Source organism: Hydrogenophaga sp., assembly GCF_019635465.1.
Classification (GTDB): Bacteria; Pseudomonadota; Gammaproteobacteria; order Burkholderiales; family Burkholderiaceae_C; genus Hydrogenophaga.
Map to the genome: position 1 here is coordinate 175,127 of NZ_JAHBZK010000002.1, position 23,544 is coordinate 198,670.

A 23,544-nucleotide genomic window follows, 5' to 3' on the forward strand; every position below is an offset into this window, starting at 1 on the left:
TGCGGCGAACCGACAACCACAAGCCATTGGAGACAAACCATGAAGCCTCAAGCGATCCAACGTCGCGGTCTGCTCAAGTCCGCTCTCGCCGCTACTGCGGCCGCACCTCTGGCGGTGCACGCCCAGTCTGCCGCTGTGACCTGGCGCATGCAGGCGCTCTGGGACGGCGGGACCACCCCACAGAAATACGAGGAGCGCTTCGTCGCCCGGGTGGCCGAACTTACCGGTGGCAAGTTCAAGATCAACCTGTTCTCGGCCGGGCAGATCGTGCCGGCCGCGCAGGCATTCGATGCGGTACGTGGTGGTGCCTTCGAGATGATGAAGACCTTCGACGGCTACGAGGCCGGCAAGATTCCGGCGTTTGCCTTCACCAGCACCATCCCCTTCGGTTTTGCCGAGAGCGACGAGTACGAAGCCTGGTTCTACGAGCGCGGTGGCCTCGACATGGTGCGTCAGGCCTACGCACCCGCCGGTCTGCACTACATCGCACCCACGGTGTATGGGCAGGAGCCGCTGCACTCGAAGGTGCCGATCCGCAAGATCGCCGACCTCAGTGGCAAGAAAGGGCGCTTCGTCGGCCTGGCCTCGGCCGTCATGGGCGCCATGGGTGTGTCGGTGACGCCGTTGCCCACGGGGGAGGTGTACTCCGCGCTGGACAAGGGCGTGATCGACATGGCCGACCGTGGCGACCTGACGGCAAACTTCGAAGCGGGCCTGGCCGAGGTGGCCAAGTACGTGGTGGTGCCGGGCTTTCACCAGCCCACGACGGCCACCGCCTATGTGGCCAACCGCGGCGCGCACGATCGGCTGCCGGCCGAGTACAAGGCGGCGCTGGCATTGGCGGCGCGCGAGGTGTCGTCGGCCCTGCGCCAGCACATCCTGGTCAACGACGCCACCGTGCTGTCGAAGTACGCCGCCAAGGGTTGCGAAATCATCCGCTTCAGCCCGGCCGACGTGGCCGCGGCGCGGCCCAAGGCGATGGAAGCCTGGCGCACCGCCACCAAGGGCGATGCACTGGCCACGCGCATCCTGGACAGCCAGGTGGCGTTCATGAAGGAACTCGGCCTGCTGGGCTGATCGGGCTGCCGCCCTTTGCCCGTGGTGCGCGCCAGCGGCACCCCGGGCCACCGTCTGTTTTCTGAGGAGCAAGGCATGCCCGTCTGGCTGTCTGTCGCCACGTCGGCGATCACTGCGCTCAACCGCCGCCTGTTCATGCTGGTGGTGTGGCTGATGGCGATCGTCGTCCCCGTCATGTTGTTCGAGGTGGTGGCGCGTTATGTGTTCAACGCGCCCACCGTCTGGGGCATGGAGCTGGCGGTGATGCTGTTCGGCCCCTACTTCCTGCTGGGTGGGCCCTACCTGCTGCACCTCAAGGGTCACGTCGCGCTGGATCTGGTGCGGCAGCGCCTGAGCCCGGTGTGGCTGCGCCGCCTTGACCTGGTGAACTACCCGGTGATCGTGCTGTTCTGCGCGATCCTGCTGTTGCACAGCGTGCCGGCCGCCTGGAGCGCCTGGAGCTACCGGGAGACCAGCTTCTCGGCCTGGAACCCGCCGGTGTGGCCCATCAAGGCAACGGTGCCGTTGGCACTGGCGCTCATGTTGTTGCAGGCGCTGGTGGAGTTCGTGCGCACCTGGTTCCACGAAGCGCCGACGGCGACGGAGTCGGCATGAGCCCCAATCTGATCCTGCTGCTGATGTTCGGCAGCCTCACGCTGTTCATGTTGAGTGGCCTGCCGATTGCCTTTGTGCTGGGCGGCTTGTCCCTGCTGTTCACCGTCACGCTGTGGGAGCCCAACGCGGTGATCGTGCTGGTGCTGCAGATCTTCGACACGATGAAGTCGGAGGCGCTGCTGGCCATTCCGCTGTTCATCCTGATGGCCTGCATCCTGCAGCGCTCGGGCGTGATCGAAGACCTCTACCGCGCCATGGAGATGTGGTTCGGTCGCGTGCGCGGTGGTCTGGCCATTGGCACGGTGATCATCTGCGTGGTGATGGCGGCCATGACCGGCGTGGTCGGCGCGGCCGTCACGGCCATGGGCATCCTGGCCCTGCCGGAGATGCTGCGCCGCGGCTACCGGCCCGAACTCGCGCTCGGCACCATCTGCGCCTCGGGCACGCTGGGCATCCTCATTCCGCCTTCGGTGCTGACCATCGTCTACGCCGTCACCGCGCAGGTGTCCATTGGCCAGATGCTGATCGCCGGTCTGATCCCCGGCCTCATCCTGGCAACCCTCTACATCGGCTACATCGTGGTGGTCGGCTGGCTCAAGCCTGAATGGGTGCCGCTCGATGACCGGGCACAGGGTGCGAGCACCACAGAGAAGGTGCGCGCGCTCAAGGCGCTGGTGTTCCCATCGATGCTGATCGTCCTGATCCTTGGCTCGATCTTCTTCGGCGTCGCCACGCCGACCGAGTCGGCCGCGGTGGGCGTGGCTGGTGCCATGGTGCCCGCCGCCCTCAAGGGCCGTCTGCGGCGAGCCATGTTGCAGGAAGCGGGCATCGACGCGTTGAAGGCGACGTCGATGATTCTGTGGATCACGCTGGGTGCCAAGGCCTACGTGGCCATCTTCACCGGCCTGGGTGGCGCCGACACCTTGCTCAATTTCATCCAGGGCCTGGATGTCAATCGCTGGGTGGTGCTGGCGGCCATGATGCTGTTGCTGGTGTTCCTCGGCACCGTGCTCGACGAGCTGGGCATCATCTTGCTCACGGTGCCGGTCTTCCTGCCGATCGTGCGCCTGCTGGGCTTCGACGAGATCTGGTTCGGCGTGCTCTACGCCATCACCATCCAGATGGGCTACATCAGCCCGCCCTTTGGCTACACGTTGTTCTACATCAAGGGCACGCTGCCGGCGCGCATCCACATGGGGCAGGTCTACCGCGGCGTGCTCCCATTCTTCCTGCTTCAGTTCATCGGCCTGCTGATCTGCGCAGCGCTGCCGGACCTCATCACCTACCTGCCGCGCCTGATGGCTGCGCGCTGACCGCCTTCAACCACTTCGGACTTTGTCATGAGCACCACCGAACCGAGCAGCCGCATCGCCGGCTTCCACAAACTGTCGATCGCCGATCGCATCGATGCGCTGGCCCGTTTTGCCGATCTCGATGCGAGCGATTGCGCCCTGTTGGGCAACACCGGCAACCTCGCGCCCGACCTGGCCGATCACCTGATCGAAAACGTGGTGGGCACGATGAACGTGCCACTGGGCATGGCCACCAACATGCGCATCGACGGACGCGACCGTCTGATCCCCATGGCCACCGAAGAATCGTCCGTGGTGGCTGCGGTCTGCAATGCCGCACGGCAGTGCTACGACGCAGGCGGCTTCACGACCTCGATGTCGGGCACGCTGATGATTGCGCAGATCCAGCTGTCGAACGTGGCAGACCCCTACCAGGCCCGGGTGCGCATCCTGGAGCGGCGCGACGAGGTGCAGGCCCTTTGTGACGCCTGTGACCCGGTGCTGGTCAAGCTGGGTGGTGGCTTTCGCGACCTGGAGGTGCGCGTGCTCGAGACCCGGGGCGGCACCATGGTCATCACGCACATCGTGGTCGACACGCGCGACGCGATGGGCGCCAACGCGGTCAACACCATGGCCGAACGCCTGGCGCCCGAGATCGCGCGCTGGACCGGCGGCCAAACCAACCTGCGCATCCTGTCCAACCTCGCCGACCGGCGCCTGGCGCGCGCGCGCTGCGTCTGGCCGGTGGCCGCCATCGGGGGCGACGCGGTGCGCGACGCCATGGTCTCGGCCTACCACTTTGCCGACGCCGACCCCTATCGGGCGGCGACCCACAACAAGGGCATCATGAACGGCATCAGCGCCGTCGTGCTGGCCACTGGTAATGACACCCGCGCCGTGGAAGCGGGTGCACACGCCTACGCGGCGCGAGGCGGTCGCTACGCAAGCCTCACACATTGGGAGGTGACGGCCAGTGGCGATCTGGCCGGCAGCATCGAGCTGCCGATGGCGGTCGGGCTGGTCGGCGGCGCCACCAAGCTGCACCCCACCGCACGGCTGTCGCTGAAGGTGCTCGGTGTGCAGTCGGCACAGGCGCTCGCGCGGGTGATCGCAGCGGTCGGGCTGGCGCAGAACTTCTCGGCCATGAAGGCGTTGGCCACCACCGGCATTCAAAAGGGCCACATGGCCCTGCATTCGCAAAACATCGCGATGATGGCTGGCGCCGTCGGCGCCGAGATCGAACAGGTGGCGCGCGTTCTGGTCGAGCGCGGCACGGTGCGCCTGGATGTGGCCGAGGCCGAACTGACGAAGTTGCGCGCGGGCGCAGCGGCCTGAGCGGCCGCTGCGCCGTCGGCGCGCTCAGCCCACCTTCACCGGCACGAACAGCACCGCGTCCTCGCGCCGCAGCTGCAGGGCGACGGTGCCTTTGCCTTTGAGGTCCTTGACCGCGGCCCGCACCTCGTCGGCGCTGGTCACGGGCTTGCCGTTGACGCCCATCAGGATGTCGCCCGGTTGCACGCCCGCGATTTCGGCCGGACCACTGACACCTTCGATCACCAGGCCGCGACGCTGGCCAGTGGCCTCGCGCTCGTCGGGTGACAGCGGGCGCAGCGCCAGACCGAGTTTGACCCCTTCTGCATTGCCGGCGCCCTTGTCGACGTTCTGGGTCGAGGCGTCCTGCGCGCCGCTCAGCTTGGCCGAAGTCTCACCGTCGTGGTGGTCGCGCCAGTACGCAATGTCGACCTTGTCGCCCGGCTTGGCCTCGCCGATGGCCAGTGGCAGATCGGCCACGCGGTCGATGTCGCGCCCGTTGACCTTGAGGACCACGTCGCCGGGCCGCAGACCGGCCTTTTGCGCCGGGCTGTCGGACTCGACTTCGGCGATCAATGCGCCGCGTGGACTCTTGAGGCCAAAGGACTCGGCCAGTGCCTGATCGACTTCCTGCGCCGACACACCCAGGTGCGCGTGCTCGGCGTGCCCGGTGCGCAGGATCTGGTCCTTGACCTTCATGGCCACGTCGATCGGGATGGCAAACGCCAGGCCCTGGTAGCCGCCGGTCTGGCTGTAGATCTGCGAGTTGATGCCCACGACTTGTCCCTTGGCGTTGAACAGCGGCCCGCCGGAGTTGCCGGGGTTGATGGCCACGTCGGTCTGGATGAAGGGCACGGCGCTTTCGTCCGGCAGGCTGCGGCCCTTGGCGCTCACGACGCCGGCGGTGGCGGTGTTCTCGAAGCCATACGGCGAACCAATCGCCAGCACCCACTCGCCCACCTTGAGCTGCTGCTCGCTGCCCAGCGGCACCACGGGCAGTCCCTTGGCGTCGATCTTGAGCACCGCCACGTCGGTGGTCGGGTCCACGCCCACCACCTTGGCCGAGTACTCGCGCCGGTCGCGCAGTTTGACGGTGACGCGGTTGGCGCCTTCCACCACGTGGGCGTTGGTCAGGATCACACCGTCGCTGTCGACGATGAAGCCGGATCCCTGTCCCCGCACCAGCTTGGGCGCCTGTTGTTGTTGCCCGAACGGGCCGAAGCCGAACGGCAAGCCCTCAAAGGGGTTGCCGTCGCCTTCATTCATGCGCACCTTGCGCATGCCGCTGACCGCGATGTTGACGACCGCGTCGCCATGCGCCTGTGCAATGGACGAGAAGTCGGGCGTGGCGGTGGCCAGCACGGGTGCAGTGTGGGCACTGGCCGCGGCAGCGACCGCAGGGGTGGGGCCCGAAGTGTGAGCGGCCTGTCGGTCGTGGAACCACTGGGTGCTCCAGCCGCCCACCGCGCCGGACACCACCATGGCGCCGATCAGGGGCAGCAGCTTCCAGTTCGACGAAGGCGCGTTGCGCTCGGGAGGGGTTTCGGTGTCGATGTTCATGAGGGTTCTCCTTTGTCGAGCTGGACCATCAGCAAGGCGTCGCCGGCCTGTCGCAATGCGCTCAGCGCCTCCCAGGGGTGGTGCTGGCGCAGGTGAAATGCCGCCTCCTCGATGTGCATCGACGACACCGTGCCTTCGGAAGCCCCCTCGCGCAGCAACCAGCGTGCGTGGCCGATGCGGCGCGCGGCCTGGTCGTCGTGGTCGCAATAGATCGCCACGATGGCTTCGCGCACGTCATCGCGCAGGGCCTGGACGTCGGCGCTGGTGTTGACGATCGGGTGGGGAACGGCGTGGCCGGTGGCGTGGATCAGGGAGTCGATGCCCACCATGGACGCTTGCATTTCGTTCATTGCGTTCTCCGGCTGGCGTTGTGCCGGGCACCGTGCCCGGGTTTTGGTTCCAGCGTGTGAGACGCATGGTGGTCGCCCGATGTGGCCTGCGTGCTACCGCTGGCCGCGGCCATGTTTCGTTTGAAACCTGCCGGTGCAAACGCCGGCCCGCTCAGCGCGCGAGCACGCCGCGCCAGCCTCCGGCAATCAGCGAGGCCACATCGAGCAGCACACCGGGCAAGGCCAGTCCACCCGGGCAGGCCAGGTAGCGCGGCTGCCACTCAGGATCGAACTTCTGCTTGTAGGCGCGCAGCCCCTGGAAGTTGTAGAAGTGCTCGCCGGAGCGGTACAGCGTGGTCCCCAGCCGGTGCCACAGCGGCGCCAGGGGGTGTGACTCCAGGCCCGACAGCGGCGCCATGCCCAGGCTGAAGCTTTGGTAGCCCTTGGCGGCACCCCACAACATCACCTGGGTGAACAGGACGTCCATGACCCCGCCCACCGCCTGCGGGTCATGGCGCATCAGGTCGATGGACAACTCGTCGTGCCCATTGCCCGGCCACAGGTTGGCAAAGGCAACGATGCGCCCTTCCTTGCGCACCAGGGCGATCGGAAAGTGGCGCAGGTAGTCGGCATCGAAACGCCCGAGCGAGAAGCCCTTCTCGCGCGTGGCCTTGCCCTGCAGCCAATGGTCCGAGACCTCGCGCAGTTGCGCCATGTGTGCCTCGACCTCCCCGGGCGCGATCACCTCGAATTGCAGGCCCTCGCGCTCGGCCCGGCGCAGGGCCTGGCGCAGGTGGGCGCGGCGTGGGCCCTCGAGCGAGAAGCCTGACAAGGGCACCACCGCCTCCTCGCCGAGCTTGATGGCGCTCAGGCCCATGTCGAGGTAGAGCGGCAGGCGATCAGCGCTGACCTGGTAGAACACCGCGCGCCCGCCGTGCCGGTCGGCCATTTCGCGCAGCCGCCAGGCCAGGGCCTCGCCGGCCTCGGCCTCGCCCACCGGGTCACCCATGGCGATCCAGCTGCGGCCCTGCACCTGGTACATCAGCATGGCCTGCTGGTGGTCGTCGAACAGCAGGCGCTTGTCGCCCAGCAGGGCCAGTGCGGCATCGGTGCGCGGGCATTGGGCCACCAGGGTCTGCGCCAGGCGCAGCTGCCCGCCATCGACCTGTTGCGGCGCCGCGCCGCGCGGGCGCACCGCCTGCCAGGTCAGCAAGCCCAGGCAGGCCACGGCCACCAGCAGGCTGGCACGCAGGTAGCGCGGCGCATCGGCGCGCAACGCAAACTGCCACCACAGATCGTTGGCGTATTCAACGTGTCGAAAGCTGAACAGGCCGAGCCAGACCGAGGCCACCACCACCGCCCCCACGCCCAGCCACACCTGGGGGCCCATGGCCTGCAAGTCGTTGGCCAGGTGCCAGCGTGACTGTCGCCGAAAGCCGGCTTTGCCCGCGGCGAGCACGCCCGCGGCCAGCACCGCAATCACCGCCTCGGGCACGTCCAGTCCCTTGGTCAATGACGCCAGGGCGCCGGCCAGCAACAGGACCATGGCCAGGCGCCGCGCGGCGTCGACGCGTTGCAGCAGCGCGCGCGAGAGGATCAGCAAGGCCAGGCCGATCAGGCTGCCCGCCAGGTGCGAGAACTCGATGGCTGCCAGCGGCACCACTTCGCGCAGCGCGTGCAGGCGCGAGGAGTCGGCCGGCAGGCTGCCCGACAGCAGCAGCACCGCGCCAGCGGCAAAGGCCAGGGTGGCGCTCAACCAGGGCGCCAGCCAGGCCGCCACCGGTTGCGTGTAGGCCAGCCATTGCCGCGCGCGCGTGGCGTGGGCGCGCAGCACCAGCCCCAATGCCAGCAAGGCGGCCAGGCCCAGGGGAAGCAGGTAGTAGACGGCCCGGTACGCCAGGCTGGCGGCGAGCAGGTGGTGGGCCGGCACCTGGGGCAGTGCCGCGATCAGCACCGCCTCGAACACACCGATGCCGCCGGGCACATGGCTCACGATGCCCGCCACCATGGCCAGCAGATAGATGCCGAGGAAGGGCAGCCACGCGATGGCCCCGTCGGGCAGCAGACACCACAGCACCAGCGAGGCCGAGGCCAGATCGATCAGCGACAGCCCCAGTTGCATCGTTGCCTGCGGCAACGATGGCAACGGCAATTGCCAGTCGCGCAGGCTCAGTGTGGGTGCGCCGAAGGCCACGCGGGCCAGCACGCCCAGTGGCACCGCGCACAGCAGGGCGCCGGCCACGTGACCCCAGGCGGGCGCCAGGTGAACGGCTCGCAGCGTGGACGCGGGCTCCAGCCACAGCGCCAGGCCCACGCACAGCGTGACGCCCAGGCCGAAGGACAAACCCACCAGCCCCGACAGCGTGGCCACCTCGCCGGGGTTGAGTCCCCAGGCGCCGTACAGCCGCAAGCGCACCGCGCCGCCGCTGAGCACCGACAGCCCCACGTTGTGTCCCAGGGCGGTGGCCATGAACGCGGTGGCGGCCGCGTGCGGCCAGGGCACCGCGCGGCGCATCACGCGCAGCGCGATCAGGTCGTAGGCCACCAGTGCCGCATAGCTGCAGGCCGTGGCGGTCAGGGCCAGGCCCAACGACAGTGGTGGCAGCGCACGCAGCTGTTGCACCACGTCGCGCAGGTGCGCCCCCGCCAGTGCGCGATGCAACCAGGCCAGTGCCAGCGCCAGCAACAGCAGGCTTGCCGCGCTGGCGATCCAGCGCCAGGGCAGTCCGGCCCATCGGGCCGGCAAGGAGGGTGGGGTGACGGGGCTCATCCGGTCGTATGGGTCGGCCGGTCATTCTGCAAAAAAAACGGCCATCCGCAGATGGCCGTTCAAAAGGCGCGAGGAGGCGCGCCCGAGGGGCTTACTTGGTGGTCTCGGTCTTGGTGTCTGCCTTGATGTCCGCCTTCATGTCGGCTTTCGCGGCGGGCTTGTGGCTGGCCAGTTCGAGCTTGTGCTTCTGCGCCAGCTCTTTCTCTTCCTTCTTCTTGGCCACCGCCTGGTCGTGCTTGGCCTTGCGCTCGGCCTCTTTCTTGGCGAGCTGTTCCTTCTTCTGCAGTGCCAGGTCCTTCTTGGTCTGCGCGGGCATCGTCATGGTGGCCGACGTGGCCGGCTTGGTGGCCGGCGCCGTGGTGGTGCCTTGCGCCCAGGTGCTGGCACCCAGGGCAGCGATCGCCGAGGCAATGAGGGCGTTGCGAACGTTCATGAAAATCTCCAGGGTTGCAGCGGTGTCGGAGGGTGGTGATTGCTGCGTTGTTCTGACCACGCAGCGAATGCTCGCGGTGCTTGCCGCACGGCATGTGTCGGCGCCGGAGGGCGCCGGTTTCACTTGCAACGTCGGCGTTGCAGGAACAGGCGCTCGAGCGTGTCGCTGAGCTCGGCCAGTGACAGCGGCTTCTTGATCACCGCGTCCACACCCGAGTCGGCCGCGCGGCGCTCGAAGTCGGTGCCCCCGTAGGCGGTCACGATGACGCTGACGATGTCGGGCGCCAGGGCCTTGCAACGGGCGATCAGGCTCAGGCCGTTGAGTCCGGGCATGAGCTGGTCGCTGATCACCGCATCGAACAGCGCGGGCTCGGTGGTGAAGGCGGCCAGCGCGTCGCTCGACTGGGTGAAGCCGCGCGGTTCGTAGCCCAGGTCGGCCAGGGTTTCTTCCAGCAACTCCACCAGAGCGGGTTCGTCGTCCACCACCAGGATCACTTCGCCCTGGCCGCCGGCGGTGGGCACCACGGGCGCGGCCGCCGCATTGGGCGGCACCTGGCCCGCCACCGGTCGCCACGGCACGTACAGGTCGAAGCGCGTGCCTTCGCCCGGGGCGGTCTGGAGGTCGAGCGCGCCATCGGCGTCCCGCACGGTGTTGTGCACCACCGTCATGCCCAGGCCGGTGCCACCGGTGCCGGCGCGCGTGGTGAAGAAGGGGTCCAGCAGGTGCGGCAGGTGCTCGGGGGCAATGCCGGGTCCGTCGTCGAGCACGCTCAGGCGCAGCCAGTGGCCGGGCCGCAACTGACCATGCCAGAGCACGCGCGGCTCGGTCACCGTCTCCAGGTGCAGGCTGGCCTGCAGCCGCCCCTGGCCGTGCAGCGCCTGCACGGCGTTGCGCAGCAGGTTCAGGCAGGCCTCGAACCAGGCCACCGGATCGCCGTCGAGCGTGACGTCGTCGATGGCCATGTCCAGGCTCGCGTGCACCGTGGCGGGCAGCCCCTCGGTGGCCAGGGCCCAGGCCTCGCGCAGGACCTCGCGCGGGCGCACCTGTCGGGGCTGGCCGTCGCTGCCCTGGCCGGACGCGGTGAGGCGTTCCACCAGGGTCTTGCCGCGGCGTGCCGCCTCCAGGATGCGATCGAGGTGCACGCGCGTGGGGTGATCGGGTGCTGTCTGCTCGTGGGCGCGCTCGCCAAAGCCCTGGATGGCCGCCAGCACGTTGTTGAAATCGTGCGCCACACCGCCGGCCAGCGTGCCCAGGGCTTCCAGGCGGCGCGCGCGCTGCAGTTGCTCGTCGAGCCGACGGGCCTGATCGGCCATGGCGACCTCGTCGGTCACGTCGTAGGCGGTGCCCGCCAGCGCCGGTGCGGCGCCGTCGGTGCGTGCCAGTGCACGGCCGCGCACGCGCACATGGCGTGGCGTTTGCCCGGGCGGCGTGACCCGCAACGTGACCGAGAAGTCTGCGTTGCCCTGCGCCAGGTGCGCGCGCAAGGCCTCGGCCAGGCGCGCGCGTTCGTCGGCGTCGATGCGGTCGTCCCAGCCCAGCGGTGCGTTGGCGCGCGCCTCGTCGCCCGGCAGAAAGCCCATGAGCTCTCGCATGCGCGGCGACAGGTAGTGGCGCTCCCGTTCGGGCAACCATTCCCACAGGCCCTCGCGTGCCGCGTTGAAGGCGCGCGCCGCGCGCGCCTGCTGGCGCTGCAGGTGGTGTTGACTCAGTTCGCGCCAGCGCTGCTCGCGGGCGTGGCGCAGGCTCAGTGCGGCCGTGATGAGCAAGGCGATGCCACCGACGGCGGCGGCCAGCGCCGCCTGACCACGCCAGTCCTGCAGCACGGCGTCGCGGTCGCGTGTGAGCACCATGGTCATGGGCGCGCGCTGCAAGGCGCGCCCGACCACCAGCCAGTGGCGATCGCGACCGCCGGCGTGGGTGCTGTCCAGGTCCAGTGTCCAGGCGCGCTCGTCGGCGGGTGGGCGCCAGCCTTCGGGCCACACCACGGTGTCGCTGACGGCGGGCTCGGCCAGCCAGAGCCGACCATCGCTGCGCACCAGCTGCAGACGTGCATCGGCGGCCGGGCTGGTGCGGGTGAAGCCGCCCACCAGCAGCGATGGGTCGGCCGCCAACACGATCACGCCGGCCTGGCGCCCATCACCCAGGTACCAGGGCATGGACAAGGGCACCCAGGGTTGCGGCTCGCCGGGCCAGCGTTCGGGCGTGCCCAGGCCGGCGCTGCCGGGCGGTGCACCCAGGGCCGCGCGGAAGTAGTCGGCCTGCGCCAGCGGCGGCGGTTCGGCATCGTCGTCGGCGCTTTGCAGCACGCTGCCGTCGGGCCCGGCGATCAGCAGCTGGCGTACCCACGGCAGGGCCGCGGCCCGCGCGCGCAACAGGGGTTGGGCCACCGGGTCGCTGGGGTGCCAGCTGCCGCTGGCGAGTTCTTCGGTGGTGGCCTGCATGGCGGTTTGCGACGCCGCCAGGGCGCTGTCGGCCTGGTCGGCCAGCGCCGCCACCAGGGCGCCCAGGGTGCGGCGTTCGGCGTCCAGGTTCTGCTGGCGCAGGCCGGCCAGACCGGCGGCCAGCCCCAGCAGCAGCAGTGCGGCCAGCAGCACCGGCAGCACCACCGAGCGGTGCAGCACCACCTCGCGCCAGCGCGGGGGTGCGGTGTCCGCTTCGTCGTCGTCGAGAAAGAGTTCGGTGGTGGGCATGGCCGTGCGCGCGAGGCGTTGACGCTACCATCGAATCCGCGCGGGCGCAGGTGCCGCGCCTGGAGCCTTGCATGTCCGTGTCGGAAGAAGCCCCGGGGTCGGAGACCCCGCCCCACATCCTGGTCGTTGACGACGACCCCGCGCTGCGCGAGCTGCTGCAGGGCTACCTGGGGGACTCCGACATGCGAGTCACCACCGTGGACGGCGGCAAGGCCATGTTCGATGCACTCGAAGCCGAGGCCATCGACCTGGTGGTCCTCGACCTGCGCCTGCCCGGCGAAGATGGCCTGTCGCTGGCGCGGCGACTGCGCGAGCGCGCCGCCATTCCCGTGATCCTGCTCACCGGTCGCGCCGAAGAAGCCGACCGGGTGATGGGTCTGGAGCTGGGCGCCGACGACTACGTGACCAAGCCCTTCAGCCCGCGTGAGCTGCTGGCGCGCATTCGCGCCGTGCTGCGCCGTTACCAGCAGCGCGCGCCGCTGGACGAGGTGCGCAGCGACAAACGCCGCGCGTTCCGGTTCGCGGGTTGGGAGTTCAACCTGCGCACCCGGCGTCTGCTGGCGCCGGACGGCCGCAAGCTGGACCTGACCAACAACGAGTACAGCCTGCTGGTGGCGTTTTGCAGCGCGCCACAGCGCGTGCTCAGCCGCGACCAGTTGCTCGACCTCTCGCGCCTGCACAACGCCGAGGTGTACGACCGCGCCATCGACGTGCAGGTGCTGCGCCTGCGCCGCAAGCTCGAGGTCGACCACGCCAAGCCCACGCTGATCGTCACCGAGCGCGGCGCGGGCTACCGGTTCAACACGGCGGTCGAAACGCTGGTCTGAGCGATTGGTCCCGTGACCTACAGCGTGCGGGCCAGCGCCTGCGCGGCCTGCGTGAGCCGCGGCAGGAACTGCGGCAGATCGGCCAGCGAGACGCGCGCCGATGGCGCCTGCAAAGCCAGCGCGCAACGCACCGCGCGCTCGCCGCTGGCGCGCACTGGCACCGCAATGCACACCAGACCGTCGACGAACTCCTCGGCGTCGAAGGCGTGGCCCTGGCGCCGGATGGTGGCGAGCTCGGCGTCGAGGGCCTCGCGCTCGGTCAGGGTGGCGGCGGTGTGGCGGCTCAGGGTCAGGTTGTCGAGGAGGGCCTGGCGGCGCGCCGCGTGCAGGTGCGCGAGAAACAACTTGCCGCTGGCCGAGCAGTGCAGCGGCACGCGGGTGCCGGGGCGCAGTTCGAGGCGCAGGGGAAACGCCGACTCCACGCGGTCGAGGTAGACCACTTCGGCGCCCGACAGCGCGGTGAGGTTGCAGCTCTCGCCGATGTCGGCCACCAGCTGGCGCAGCACCGCGTGCCGCACGCCGTGCTGCGTGCTGGCACCCAGCGCGCCTTCGCCCAGGCGCAGCAGGCGCGAGGCCAGGCCATAGCGGCGCCCGTCGGGCTCGCGCTGCAGCCAGCCGCCGGCCTCCAGTTGCGCCAGCATGCGGTGCACCGTGGGCTTGGGCCAGCCACAGGCGGCCACGGCCTCGGGCAGGCTCAACGGGCGGGCCTCGCGCACCAGCAGGTCGAGCAGATCCAGCAGGCGCAGGCCAGGGGTGGTGGGGTCGATAGGAATGTCGGACATCTCGAAATTCGAGACAGATCGTGAAAAGTTTTCGAGACGCAGTGTAGGGGCCTCTACAGTCGCCGTCCAGATCAAGACAACGGAGACAACCGCCTTGCCATTCCAGAACGCCGTATTGACGGGCGCCTGTGGCGGCCTGGGCCAGGCGCTGGCGCGCCGGCTCATTGCCGGGGGTGCGCGCGTGGCCCTGGTGGGGCTGCAACGCGACGCACTGGACAAGCTGGCCGCGCTGGCGCCGGCGCGCTGCGCGGTCTACACACCCGACGTGAGCGACGCGGCCGCCATGCGTGCCGTGGCTGCCGACTGGCTGCCGCGCTTCGGCGCGCCAGACCTGGTGATTGCCAACGCGGGTGTGGCGGGCGGCTTCGACACCGCCGAGCCCGACGACCTGCGCGTGATGCGCCGCATGCTCGAGATCAACCTGCTTGGCGTGGCGACCACCTTCTCGCCCTTTCTGGCACCCATGCGCGACAGCGGCCGCCGCGGCGCGCTGGTGGGCGTGGCCAGCATTGCCGGCTGGCGTGGCATGCCGGGCAACGGCGCCTACTGTGCGAGCAAGGCGGGGCTCATCACCTACCTGCAAAGCCTGCGCGCCGAGTTGCGCCCGACGCGCCTGCGGGTGCACACCGTCAGCCCTGGCTACCTGCGCACCGCGCTCACCGCGGGCAACCGCTTTGCCATGCCGGGCCTGCTCGAGCCCGACGAAGCCGCATCGGCCTTGCTCGCCGGCGTGGCCGGCGGCGAGGAGCACATCGTGCTGCCGCGGCGCGTGGGCTGGCTCTCGCGCGCGCTGGGGCTGTTGCCCGCGCGGCTGCACGACCGCATCCTGCTGGGCCAGCCGCGCAAGCCGCGCGCGGGCGAACCCGGCGCCACCGACATCCCCGGATTGAAATGACCCCATCGACCGAACAACAGATCGCCCTCATCGGCGCCGGCCCCTCGGGCCTGGCCGGCGCGCGCTGCCTGCAAAAACACGGCATCGCCTTTCAGGGCTTCGAGACGCACAGCGACGTGGGTGGGCTGTGGAACATCGGCAACCCGCGCTCCACGGTGTACGAATCGGCGCACCTGATCTCCAGCAAGCACATGACGGAGTTCAACGAATTCCCCATGCCCGAACACGTCGCCGATTACCCGAGCCACCGCGAGCTGCTGGACTACTTCGGTGCCTTTGCCACGCATTTCGGGCTGCGCGATCACTACCGATTCAACACGCGCGTGCTCAAGGCAGAGCCGGTGTTGGACGCGCCCGACACGCTGTGGCGCGTGACCTCGCAGACCGGTGAAGCCGCACCGGTGACCGAGACCTACAAGGGCGTGGTGATTGCCAACGGCACGCTGGCCGAGCCCAACCTGCCGCGCTTCGAGGGCCAGTTCGATGGCGAGATCTGGCACACGGCGCAGTACAAGTCGGCCACCCAGCTGGCGGGCAAGCGCGTGCTCATCGTGGGCGCCGGCAACTCGGGTTGCGACATCGCGGTCGACGCGGTGCACCACGCGCGCAGCGTCGACATCTCGGTGCGCCGCGGCTATTACTTCGTGCCCAAGTACGTGTTCGGCAAACCGGCCGATACGGTGGGCGGCAAGTTCAAGTTGCCGCCCTGGCTCAAGCAGCGCGTCGACAGCACCATCCTCAAGTGGTTCACCGGTGACCCGGTGCGCTTCGGCTTCCCCCAGCCCGCGTACCGCATGTACGAATCGCACCCGGTGGTGAACTCGCTCATCCTGTACCACATCGGTCATGGTGACGTGGGCGTGCGCGCCGACATCGCGCGCCTGGACGGCCACACCGTGCACTTCAAGGACGGCAGTGCGCGCGACTACGACCTGATCCTCACGGCCACCGGCTACAAGCTGCACTACCCCTTCATGGATCGCGCGCTGCTCAACTGGGAGGGCATGGCACCGAGGCTGTACCTCAACATCTTTGCGCCGCGCTTCGACCGCGTGGCGGTGCTGGGCATGGTGGAGGCCAGCGGTCTGGGCTGGCAGGGCCGCTACGAACAGGCCGAGCTGGTGGCGCGCTACTTCAAGGCGCTCGACGCCGGTGCGCCGCAGGCCGCTGCGCTCAAGGCCGCCAAGCTCGGGCCGCCACCCGATCTGTCGGGTGGCTACCGCTACCTGCAGCTCGAGCGCATGGCCTACTACGTGCACAAGGACACCTACCGCAACGCCGTGCGCGAAGCGGCCAGGGCGTTCGGCTGATCACCGGGAGTGACGATGCTGCCTGTCGACGAAATCCGGCTCAACTTCAACCCCGCCTCGCTCGCGGTGCTCAACGCGGTGCTGGCGTTTCTGATGTTCGGCATCTCGCTGGACACGCGCATCGACGACTTCCGCCGCGTGCTGCGCATGCCGCTGGCGTTTGCGGTGGGCATCGCGGCGCAGTTCCTTGCGCTGCCGGCGATCACCTTCGGCCTCACGCTGCTGCTGGGCGTGGGCCCGAGCATCGCGCTCGGCATGATCCTGGTGGCCTGCTGCCCACCGGGCAACGTGAGCAACATCCTCACGCACCGCGCCAACGGCAACGTGGCGCTGAGCGTGTCGATGACGGCGGTCTCCAACGCCATCGCCATCGTCGCCATGCCGCTCAACTTTGCGTTCTGGGGCGGCATCCACCCCAGCGCCTCGGCACTGCTCAAGACGATTGCGCTCGACCCGCTGCAGATGGTGGGCCACATCCTGCTGATCATCGGCCTGCCGTTCGCACTGGGTCTGTGGGTGGCGCACCGCTTCCCGGTGCTGACAGCGCGCTTCAAGAAGCCCGTGCGCATTCTGAGTTTTCTGGCGCTCATCGGCTTCATCGTGGGCGCCATTGCCGGCAACTGGCGCTACTTCCTCGACTACGTGGGCCTGGTCATCCTGGCCGTGGCCTTGCACGATGCACTGGCCTTCGCGATCGGCTGGCTGTGCGCGCGTGCGGCGGGCCTGCCGGACTACGACCGCCGCGCCTTGTCGATCGAGGTGGGCATCCGCAACGCGGGGCTGGGCCTGGTGCTGATCTTCAGCTTCTTCGGCGGCCTGGGCGGCATGGCGGTGGTGGCCGGGGTGTGGGGCTTCTGGGACATCATCGCCGGCATGCTGCTCGCTGGATGGTGGGGGCGCCGCCCGCTGCAGGGCGGCGTGCCGGCCGTGGCCAAGGCATGAGAGACGCATGAGAGCCCAACGCATCCTCATCACCGGCGCCGACGGTTTTCTGGGCCGCGGCCTGGTGGCGGCACTGGCGCAGCGGCCCGACACGGCCTGCGTGGTGGCCACCGACGTGCGCGCCGTGCCGCCCGAGCGTCAGTTGCCCGGCATCGTCTACCGCGTGGTCGATGTGCGCGACCAGGGCCTGGGCGCGGTCATGGCCGAGCACCGCATCGACACCGTGGTGCACCTGGCCTCCATCGTCACACCGGGCAAGGACTCGTCGCGCGAGATTGAATACGCGGTGGACGTGGGCGGCACACGCAACGTGCTCAGCGCCTGCCTGGCGCACGGCGTGAAGCACCTCGTGGTGTCCTCCAGTGGCGCCGCTTATGGCTACCACCCCGACAACGCCGACTGGCTCAGCGAGGACCACCCGTTGCGCGGTCACCCTGCCTTTGCCTATGCCGACCACAAACGCCAGGTCGAAGAAATGCTGGCCGAGGCGCGCAGCAATCACCCGACGTTGGCGCAGACGGTGCTGCGCATCGGCACCATCCTGGGTGAGCGGGTGGACAACCAGATCACCGCGCTGTTCGAGAAACCGCGCCCCATCGCCATCGCGGGCAGCGACAGCCCCTTCGTCTTCATCTGGGACGACGACGTCATCGGCGCCTTGCTGCACGCGCTCAGTGGCGACGCGCCCGAAGGTTGCTTCAACCTGGCCGGCGACGGTGCGCTGAGCATCCACGACATCGCCGCGCGACTGGGCAAGCGCGCGCGGGTGTTGCCCGCGCCCCTGCTGCGCCTGGCCCTCACGGTGGGACGCGCGCTGGGCGTCTCGCGCTACGGGCCGGAGCAGCTCGACTTTCTGCGCTACCGCCCGGTGCTGCGCAACAGCGCGCTCAAGAACCGCTTCGGCTATGTGCCGAAGAAGACCAGCGCCGAGGCCTTCGACGCCTTTGTCGCCGCGCGCCGCGCGCAGGGGCGACCGCTGTGAGTGCGGTGACACCGCTTTCGCGTGGCGACTGGCTGCGCGCGCTGGGCGTGGTGGTGATCTGGGGCCTGAACTTCGTGGTCATGAAGCTCGGCCTGCAGTCGCTCAGCCCCATGCTGCTGGGCGCGCTGCGGTTTGCGGCAGCGGCCTTGCCCTTTCTGCTGTTCGTGCGACCGCCGCCATTGCCGTGGCGATTCATTGCGGGCTACGGGCTGGCACAGGGCCTGGGGCAGTTCGGTTTTCTGTTCCTGGGTTTGAAGCTCGGCATGACGGCCGGCATGGCCTCGGTGGTGATGCAGACGCAGGCCTTCTTCACGCTGGCCCTGGCGGTGCCGCTGTTGCACGAGCGCGCCCGCGCGCACCAGTGGCTGGGCCTGGTGGTGGCGCTGGCCGGCCTGTTGCTGATCGCGGCCGCACACGGCGAGGGACCGGGCCAGATGACGCTGGCGGGTTTCGTGCTCACGCTGTCGGCGGCCTTCATGTGGGCGGTGTCCAACCTGGTGGCGCGGCGCGCCAGCCAGGTGGCGCGCTACGAACCGTTTCCCTTCATCGTGTGGAGCAGCGTGTTTCCCATCGTGCCGTTCTGCCTGCTCGCGCTGTGGACCGAAGGACCCTCGGTGGTGGCGCAACAACTCGCGGGCATGGGTGTGGGCGCGTGGTTTGCCGTGCTCTACCTCGCGCTGGGCGCCACCTTGCTGGCCTACAGCCTGTGGACCCGTTTGCTGCAACGACATGCGGCGGCGCGGGTCACGCCGTTCTCGTTGTTGGTGCCGGTGGTGGGCCTGTGGGCCGCCTGGGCGGCGTATGGCGAAGCGCCGGTGCTGCAGCAGTGGCTGGGCGCCGCCGCGGTACTTGGTGGCCTGGTGATCAACCAGATTGGGGGATGGTGGTCCGGCTCGCGCGTGCGCAGCGCGTGATCGCCTCGCTCACGCCATCAATGCGGGCGTTCGGTTGATCGGCCAGACGGGCGCCGCCGTCGCGGGCCGAGGTGCCCAGGCAACAGAGCGCGTATGGCCGCCACCCGTGACTCGGCGAATCCTTCCCGCCACATCAGGGCCACCGGCACGGCGGGTATGGGCGGCGATACATCAAGCTTGACGACCCGGCGCTGCGCGTGGGATGCCTGCAAGGCAGCGGCGGGTACCACGCCAACACCGATGCCTTGCGCAACCAGTTCGATGTTGGTCAATGGACTGGTGGACTCCACCAGTGGCGCGGGTGCCACCACGCCTTCCCTGACGAAGCACTCCTCGAGGGCGCGCCGAACCATGGAGCCGCTGGCCGGCATGATCCATCGCGCCATCGCCAGTCGATGCCAGCGGATGCGCCGCAGGCCAGCCATGGGGTGTCGCGGACTGGCGATCACGACCACCGCCTCGTCGAACAGCTTCTCGTAGCGCAAGCGCGAGCGCAGTGCATCGGGCAGGTGTGGTGGGTAGCTGGTGAGCAGCGCGTCCAGCTCACCGGCTTCCAGTGCCTCCAGCAAACGCGGCACCCGCTCTTCCATCAGCAGCACCCGACCGGCCGACGCTGTGAAGGCGGCCAGCAGTGGCGGCAAATAGCCTTGCGCCACAAACGGTGGAGCACCGATGCGCAATGTCTGCATGGGCTCCACGGCGGTAACGTCCTCGTGCAGCTGGCCGAGCTCACCCAGGAGTGCCATCGCACCACGCACTGCTGCACTGCCACGCGCCGTGGTCACCACGCCGCGCGCGCTGCGTTCGAACAGTGGCACGCCGAAGACCGACTCGATCTCGCCCAGGGCCTTGCTCAAGGCCGGCTGGGTGAGGTTCAGGGCCTGCGCTGCGCCACGCAGGCTGCCGCAGCGGTCCAGCTCGATCAACAACTGCAGGTGGCGAAAGCGCAGACGCGAGGCTAGGCGTTGCAACGCGGGGGTGGAAGCGGTTGGCATTGTGATCACCTTTGGTAATCAGCTTATGAAAACTTATCACTTCCGGCAATGCGTGAAGGTCCCTACGCTTGACGCCGTTCCCTGCCCGTCGGGCTTCCCATCGACACACGAATTGCTGGAGACAAATACATGCAACGCAGACAACTGCTGGCAGCCGCGCTGCCCATGGCCCTGGCCGCTCATGGCGTTCGCGCCAGCGAGCCTTATCCGAACCGGCCGGTTCGCGTGATCGTTCCGTACGCCGCGGGTGGCGGGCCCGACGTGCTGTTGCGTCAGTTCATGCCGCGCGTGCGCGACACGCTCGGCCAGTCGCTGGTGGCCGAGAACAAGGTGGGGGCCGCGGGCGTGCTGGCCGCCCAGTACGTGGCCCAGCAAGCCGCCGATGGCTACACGCTGCTGATGGGCTCGAACACCCACCTGATCCAGAAGCTGCTGCAGCCTGCGATCAACGTCGATCCGGTGGCGGACTTCGCGCCCATCTGCAACATGGCCGCCTCGCCCACCGTGATGGTGGTTCGCGCCGACGGTCCCTACCGCAGCGTGCAGGACGTGATTGCCGCTGCTAAGGCGTCGCCCGGTGACTTCAACTATGGCTCCGGCGGCATTGGCACCTCGGCGCACCTGGCCGCTGCCACGCTGGTGTCCCTGGCGGGCTTCAAGGCCACGCACATTCCCCTGCGCGGGTCGGTGGAGATCACGGCTTCGCTGCTGCGTGGAGATGTCCATTTCGCGTTTCCGGTCGCCGGCACTGGCGTGCCGCAGGTCAAGGGCGGCAAGCTGCGCATGCTGGCGGTGACATCGTCGCGCCGACTGCCCGAGTTTCCGGACGTGCCCACCTTGCAGGAGGTGCTCGGCAACGAGCTCGCTGTGCAGGAGTCCTGGTTTGGCTTCTGGGCGCCCGCCAAGACTTCGGCAGAGGTGATGACCACCTTGCACCGGGCCATCGCCAGCGCCTTGAAGGACCCGCAGGTGGCGGCGCAGTTTGGTGCCAGCGGCAACTCGGTGATCACGAGCGCCTCACCCGAGGCATTCGCAGCCTTTGTGCGCAGCGAGAACGGCAAATGGGCCGACATCATCAAGCTGGCCGGCGTGACGGCCAGCTGAGGAGCACGGCATGTTTCTGCCGCTTCAAGGCGTTCGGGTGGTGGACCTCTCGCACGTGATCGCCGGGCCGCTGGCCTCGTTCTATCTGGCCCAGCTTGGTGCCGAGGTGATCAAGATCGAACCACCTTCGGGTGACGTGATGCGCAACGCCAAGCAAGAGGAGGGCGACTTGCCGGACGGCTTCGTCGCGCTCAATGCGGGCAAGCAGTCGGCGGTGCACGACATCCGCACGCCTGAGGGCCTGGCGGCTGTTCGAGAACTGGCGCGAGGTGCAGACGTCTTCATCGAAAACCTGCGGCCCGGGACAGTGGCGCGCTACGGCCTGGGCGAAGCGTCCTTGCGGGAGATCAACCCTTCACTCGTGTATTGCTCGATATCCGGCTATGGACAGCAAGGGGAGTGGTCACAGCGCGGCGCGTACGACCACGTCATTCAGGCGCTGACCGGCATGATGATGATGTCGGGCGATGACCCGGATGGCCCGCCGGTGAAGGTGGGTTTCCCTGTCATCGATGTGGCCGCCGGCGTGCTTGCGTCGATGGCCATCATGGGGGCGTTGACGCAGCGCGCGCGTGACGGCTGCGGCCAGACCATCGATGCCTCCATGGTGCAGGCCTCGCTCATGCTGATGTACCCCAACGTCAGTGCGTTTCTCAGCAGCGGTGTCGAGCCCAGGCGGGTGGGCAACCGTGGCTACACAGGCAGCCCCACGGCCGATACCTATCGGTGCTGCGACGGCTGGCTGGCCACGGCGGCCAACACGCCAGCGCAGTTTCGTCGGCTGGCGGCGGTGCTGGACCTGAGTGACTTGTGCGAAGACGAGCGCGCCCTGGATCTGGTGGCCTTTCGGGCCGACGCGGGGTTTGTGGTGGCGAGGGATCTGCCGTACTTGCGCGAGCGATTTAACGCCGCCTTCGCCAGCCGCAGCGCGGCCGACATGGAGGAGCGTCTGAACGCTGAGGGTGTGCCGGCGGCGCGCGTGCGCTCGCTCGGTGAGTTCGTGCGCGAGGTGCGCGACGGCGACAAGGTGACGATGCCGGCCTGGCAGTTTGCCCAGGGAGAGCGGCGGGTACACACCGCTGGCCTGGGCTTTCACCTGGCGGCGTCATCGATGCAGATCAGCAGACCGGGTGCGCCCGCGTTGGGTGCCGGCGCTGCGCGGACGAAGCCGGAACCGTCCACGTCTGTCGAGTCGGTGTCCGCCTGCGACTGAAGAAGTGAGTGTTCAGCCCGTCACCGCCTCGCGCTGAAACAGAAAGCTGTCCGAGTAGAAGAACGCCGGGTCGGCGCCGCGTGCGGCGAGCGTGGCCTTGGCGTCGGCAATCATGGCCGGCGAGCCACACAGGTAGAACGCGCACTCACCCAGCTGGTCGCCCAGGTCTTCGAGCACCGCCTGCTGCACATGCCCTCGGCGGCCCGGCCACTCGGCGCCCGCGCGTGAGAGCACCGGCACGTAGTTGAACTCGTACAGGCCGTCGCCCCAGGTCCGGATGGCCTCGTCGAGGTACAGGTCGGCCTCGGTGCGCGCGCCCCAGTACAGGTGGATCGGAGGGCAGTCTTCGTCGCCCTTGAGCGACTCCAGCATGGCCTTGAGCGGCGCCAGGCCGGTGCCGGTGGCCAGCATGACGATGGGGCGGTAGTCCTGCGGGCGCAGGCAGAAGCTGCCCAGTGGCAGTTCCACCTCCAGCGCGTCGCCGGGCTGCAGGGTGCCCAGCTCGGCGTCGGTGAAGCGGCCGCCGGGGATGCGCCGGATGTGGAAGTCCACACGCGTGCCGTCGGGGCGCGAGGCCATCGAGAAGCTGCGGTGGCCGCCGTCGGGCAGGTGCACGTTCATGTACTGACCGGGTCGGAAGCGGAAGTCCGCATCCACCGGCAGTTCCAGGCACAGGCGCGTGACGTCGCCGCACAAGGCGTGGACCTGTTCCACGCGCGCCAGCATGCGTTGGGCAGGCGCGCCGAGGTCGGGCACATCGGCGCTCACCACCAGGTCGCCGCAGGCGCGGGCCTGGCACAGCAGGGCCTGGCCCGCGGCGGCCTCTTCTTCGCTCAGGCCCATCGGCAGTTCGTCGTCTTCGTAGCGCACGGCGCCTTCGACGATGCGAACGCGGCAGGTGCCGCAGCCGCCGGAGCGGCAGTCGTAGGCAAAGGGCACGTCGCTGCGGCGCGCCGCGCTCAGCACGGCCTCATCGCCGTCGGCGTCGAAGCTGTGCCCCGTTTCCAGCCAGGTGATGCGGTGGGCCATGGCTGTTGCGCTCAGTACTTGAGGTCGGCCTTGACCTGCACGTCCAGGCCTTGTTCGGCCAGCAGATCCTTGAGTGCTTGCAGGGCAGCGAGGCCGCAGGCGGTGTCCTGTTCGCCATTGCCGCCGCTCAGGCCCACGCCCCCCACCACCTCACCGTTCACAACGATGGGGAAGCCACCCACGAAGACCGCGAACTTGCCCTCAAAGCTCCACTGGATGCCGAAGGCTTCGTTGCCGGGCAGGGCGGGCCCGTTGGGCGGGGTGTTGAACAGATGCGTGGAGCGCTTGTGGCCGGCGGCGGTGAAGGCCTTGTTCCAGGCGATCTGCGGGCCGGTCACGCGGGCGCCGTCCATGCGCTCCATCACCACGGGAAAGCCGCCTTCGTCGGTGATGCACACGGTTTCGGGCACGCCCAGGGCCTGGGCTTTGTCGAGGGCGGCGGCGGCCATGCGGCGCGCTTCGGGCAGTTGCAGCTTGAGTGCGGATTTCATGTGC

Annotated in this window: 21 protein-coding genes; 12 read left to right on the forward strand and 9 right to left on the reverse strand. The window is 68.9% G+C overall.

The window, feature by feature from the left end:
- Window positions 1-39: 39 nt before the first annotated feature.
- The 4 genes from dctP (at window position 40) to KF871_RS02480 (ending at window position 4,298) form a co-directional block, all read left to right on the forward strand.
- On the forward strand, window positions 40-1,077 hold the full coding sequence (gene dctP / locus KF871_RS02465) for a TRAP transporter substrate-binding protein DctP (protein WP_291137801.1): 1,038 nt from the start codon (window positions 40-42) through the stop codon (window positions 1,075-1,077).
- Between the two features lie 75 nt (window positions 1,078-1,152).
- Complete coding sequence (locus KF871_RS02470; protein ID WP_291137804.1) at window positions 1,153-1,671, forward strand: TRAP transporter small permease subunit; 519 nt, start codon at window positions 1,153-1,155, stop codon at window positions 1,669-1,671.
- Window positions 1,668-2,984, forward strand: coding sequence for a TRAP transporter large permease subunit (locus tag KF871_RS02475; RefSeq protein WP_291137807.1), 1,317 nt, complete (start codon window positions 1,668-1,670; stop codon window positions 2,982-2,984). Before KF871_RS02470 ends, KF871_RS02475 begins: the two co-directional genes overlap by 4 nt.
- A gap of 27 nt (window positions 2,985-3,011) precedes the next feature.
- A complete protein-coding gene (locus KF871_RS02480; RefSeq protein WP_291137810.1) occupies window positions 3,012-4,298 on the forward strand; it encodes a hydroxymethylglutaryl-CoA reductase, degradative in 1,287 nt (428 codons plus the stop codon).
- A 24-nt stretch (window positions 4,299-4,322) separates the two neighbouring features.
- On the opposite strand, the gene KF871_RS02485 is transcribed toward KF871_RS02480, so the two are convergent.
- The 5 genes from KF871_RS02485 to KF871_RS02505 form a co-directional block, all read right to left on the reverse strand.
- Window positions 4,323-5,834 (reverse strand): Do family serine endopeptidase, encoded by a 1,512-nt coding sequence (locus tag KF871_RS02485; RefSeq protein WP_291137813.1) that lies wholly within the window; start codon window positions 5,832-5,834, stop codon window positions 4,323-4,325.
- Window positions 5,831-6,184 carry a hypothetical protein gene (locus KF871_RS02490; RefSeq protein WP_291137816.1) on the reverse strand — a complete coding sequence of 118 codons (354 nt, stop codon included), beginning with the start codon at window positions 6,182-6,184 and terminating at the stop codon, window positions 5,831-5,833. The genes KF871_RS02485 and KF871_RS02490 overlap by 4 nt, the downstream gene beginning before the upstream one ends.
- A 151-nt stretch (window positions 6,185-6,335) precedes the next feature.
- Window positions 6,336-8,933 (reverse strand): bifunctional lysylphosphatidylglycerol flippase/synthetase MprF, encoded by a 2,598-nt coding sequence (gene mprF / locus KF871_RS02495; RefSeq protein WP_291137819.1) that lies wholly within the window; start codon window positions 8,931-8,933, stop codon window positions 6,336-6,338.
- 91 nt (window positions 8,934-9,024) lie between these two features.
- Complete coding sequence (locus KF871_RS02500) at window positions 9,025-9,366, reverse strand: hypothetical protein (protein WP_291137822.1); 342 nt, start codon at window positions 9,364-9,366, stop codon at window positions 9,025-9,027.
- 119 nt (window positions 9,367-9,485) lie between these two features.
- On the reverse strand, window positions 9,486-12,056 hold the full coding sequence (locus KF871_RS02505) for an ATP-binding protein (protein ID WP_291137825.1): 2,571 nt from the start codon (window positions 12,054-12,056) through the stop codon (window positions 9,486-9,488).
- Window positions 12,057-12,127: 71 nt separating this feature from the next.
- Here KF871_RS02505 and KF871_RS02510 point away from each other — a divergent pair, with 71 nt between their 5' ends.
- Window positions 12,128-12,883: a response regulator transcription factor gene (locus KF871_RS02510; protein WP_291137828.1), complete on the forward strand. Its 756-nt coding sequence runs from the start codon at window positions 12,128-12,130 to the stop codon at window positions 12,881-12,883.
- Window positions 12,884-12,900: 17 nt separating this feature from the next.
- On the opposite strand, the gene KF871_RS02515 is transcribed toward KF871_RS02510, so the two are convergent.
- A complete protein-coding gene (locus KF871_RS02515) occupies window positions 12,901-13,665 on the reverse strand; it encodes an IclR family transcriptional regulator (RefSeq protein WP_291137831.1) in 765 nt (254 codons plus the stop codon).
- A 94-nt stretch (window positions 13,666-13,759) separates the two neighbouring features.
- Here KF871_RS02515 and KF871_RS02520 point away from each other — a divergent pair, with 94 nt between their 5' ends.
- The 5 genes from KF871_RS02520 to KF871_RS02540 are packed head-to-tail and all read left to right on the forward strand — an operon-like array spanning window position 13,760 to window position 18,708.
- The gene (locus KF871_RS02520; protein ID WP_291137834.1) at window positions 13,760-14,560 is read left to right on the forward strand and encodes an SDR family oxidoreductase; all 801 of its coding nucleotides are present in this window, start codon (window positions 13,760-13,762) and stop codon (window positions 14,558-14,560) included.
- Window positions 14,557-15,870 (forward strand): NAD(P)-binding domain-containing protein, encoded by a 1,314-nt coding sequence (locus KF871_RS02525; protein WP_291137837.1) that lies wholly within the window; start codon window positions 14,557-14,559, stop codon window positions 15,868-15,870. The genes KF871_RS02520 and KF871_RS02525 overlap by 4 nt, the downstream gene beginning before the upstream one ends.
- A gap of 15 nt (window positions 15,871-15,885) precedes the next feature.
- Window positions 15,886-16,812: a bile acid:sodium symporter family protein gene (locus tag KF871_RS02530; protein WP_291137840.1), complete on the forward strand. Its 927-nt coding sequence runs from the start codon at window positions 15,886-15,888 to the stop codon at window positions 16,810-16,812.
- 7 nt (window positions 16,813-16,819) lie between these two features.
- Window positions 16,820-17,794: an SDR family oxidoreductase gene (locus tag KF871_RS02535; protein ID WP_291137843.1), complete on the forward strand. Its 975-nt coding sequence runs from the start codon at window positions 16,820-16,822 to the stop codon at window positions 17,792-17,794.
- A gap of 5 nt (window positions 17,795-17,799) precedes the next feature.
- Window positions 17,800-18,708 (forward strand): EamA family transporter, encoded by a 909-nt coding sequence (locus tag KF871_RS02540; protein WP_291137846.1) that lies wholly within the window; start codon window positions 17,800-17,802, stop codon window positions 18,706-18,708.
- 17 nt (window positions 18,709-18,725) lie between these two features.
- Here the strand turns inward: KF871_RS02540 and KF871_RS02545 are convergent, their stop codons facing one another.
- The gene (locus KF871_RS02545; RefSeq protein ID WP_291137848.1) at window positions 18,726-19,703 is read right to left on the reverse strand and encodes a LysR family transcriptional regulator; all 978 of its coding nucleotides are present in this window, start codon (window positions 19,701-19,703) and stop codon (window positions 18,726-18,728) included.
- A gap of 129 nt (window positions 19,704-19,832) precedes the next feature.
- Between KF871_RS02545 and KF871_RS02550 the strand changes: the two genes are divergently transcribed.
- On the forward strand, window positions 19,833-20,807 hold the full coding sequence (locus KF871_RS02550) for a tripartite tricarboxylate transporter substrate binding protein (RefSeq protein WP_291137851.1): 975 nt from the start codon (window positions 19,833-19,835) through the stop codon (window positions 20,805-20,807).
- A 10-nt stretch (window positions 20,808-20,817) separates the two neighbouring features.
- The gene (locus KF871_RS02555) at window positions 20,818-22,020 is read left to right on the forward strand and encodes a CoA transferase (protein WP_291137855.1); all 1,203 of its coding nucleotides are present in this window, start codon (window positions 20,818-20,820) and stop codon (window positions 22,018-22,020) included.
- A 12-nt stretch (window positions 22,021-22,032) separates the two neighbouring features.
- Here the strand turns inward: KF871_RS02555 and KF871_RS02560 are convergent, their stop codons facing one another.
- Both KF871_RS02560 and KF871_RS02565 read right to left on the reverse strand, forming a co-directional pair.
- A complete protein-coding gene (locus tag KF871_RS02560; RefSeq protein ID WP_291137858.1) occupies window positions 22,033-23,049 on the reverse strand; it encodes a 2Fe-2S iron-sulfur cluster-binding protein in 1,017 nt (338 codons plus the stop codon).
- Between the two features lie 11 nt (window positions 23,050-23,060).
- Entirely contained in the window at window positions 23,061-23,540 is a 480-nt protein-coding gene (locus KF871_RS02565; RefSeq protein ID WP_291137861.1) for a heme-binding protein, read from the reverse strand.
- Between the last annotated feature and the right edge of the window lie 4 nt (window positions 23,541-23,544).

Bases quoted from the DNA above. Each gene is read 5' to 3' on its own strand.
- dctP (WP_291137801.1), top strand. From the start codon at position 40: ATGAAGCCTCAAGCGATCCAACGTCGCGGTCTGCTCAAGTCCGCTCTC.
- KF871_RS02470 (WP_291137804.1), top strand. From the start codon at position 1,153: ATGCCCGTCTGGCTGTCTGTCGCCACGTCGGCGATCACTGCGCTCAAC.
- KF871_RS02475 (WP_291137807.1), top strand. From the start codon at position 1,668: ATGAGCCCCAATCTGATCCTGCTGCTGATGTTCGGCAGCCTCACGCTG.
- KF871_RS02480 (WP_291137810.1), top strand. From the start codon at position 3,012: ATGAGCACCACCGAACCGAGCAGCCGCATCGCCGGCTTCCACAAACTG.
- KF871_RS02485 (WP_291137813.1), bottom strand. From the start codon at position 5,834: ATGAACATCGACACCGAAACCCCTCCCGAGCGCAACGCGCCTTCGTCG.
- KF871_RS02490 (WP_291137816.1), bottom strand. From the start codon at position 6,184: ATGAACGAAATGCAAGCGTCCATGGTGGGCATCGACTCCCTGATCCAC.
- mprF (WP_291137819.1), bottom strand. From the start codon at position 8,933: ATGAGCCCCGTCACCCCACCCTCCTTGCCGGCCCGATGGGCCGGACTG.
- KF871_RS02500 (WP_291137822.1), bottom strand. From the start codon at position 9,366: ATGAACGTTCGCAACGCCCTCATTGCCTCGGCGATCGCTGCCCTGGGT.
- KF871_RS02505 (WP_291137825.1), bottom strand. From the start codon at position 12,056: ATGCCCACCACCGAACTCTTTCTCGACGACGACGAAGCGGACACCGCA.
- KF871_RS02510 (WP_291137828.1), top strand. From the start codon at position 12,128: ATGTCCGTGTCGGAAGAAGCCCCGGGGTCGGAGACCCCGCCCCACATC.
- KF871_RS02515 (WP_291137831.1), bottom strand. From the start codon at position 13,665: ATGTCCGACATTCCTATCGACCCCACCACCCCTGGCCTGCGCCTGCTG.
- KF871_RS02525 (WP_291137837.1), top strand. From the start codon at position 14,557: ATGACCCCATCGACCGAACAACAGATCGCCCTCATCGGCGCCGGCCCC.
- KF871_RS02530 (WP_291137840.1), top strand. From the start codon at position 15,886: ATGCTGCCTGTCGACGAAATCCGGCTCAACTTCAACCCCGCCTCGCTC.
- KF871_RS02535 (WP_291137843.1), top strand. From the start codon at position 16,820: ATGAGAGCCCAACGCATCCTCATCACCGGCGCCGACGGTTTTCTGGGC.
- KF871_RS02545 (WP_291137848.1), bottom strand. From the start codon at position 19,703: ATGCCAACCGCTTCCACCCCCGCGTTGCAACGCCTAGCCTCGCGTCTG.
- KF871_RS02550 (WP_291137851.1), top strand. From the start codon at position 19,833: ATGCAACGCAGACAACTGCTGGCAGCCGCGCTGCCCATGGCCCTGGCC.
- KF871_RS02555 (WP_291137855.1), top strand. From the start codon at position 20,818: ATGTTTCTGCCGCTTCAAGGCGTTCGGGTGGTGGACCTCTCGCACGTG.
- KF871_RS02560 (WP_291137858.1), bottom strand. From the start codon at position 23,049: ATGGCCCACCGCATCACCTGGCTGGAAACGGGGCACAGCTTCGACGCC.
- KF871_RS02565 (WP_291137861.1), bottom strand. From the start codon at position 23,540: ATGAAATCCGCACTCAAGCTGCAACTGCCCGAAGCGCGCCGCATGGCC.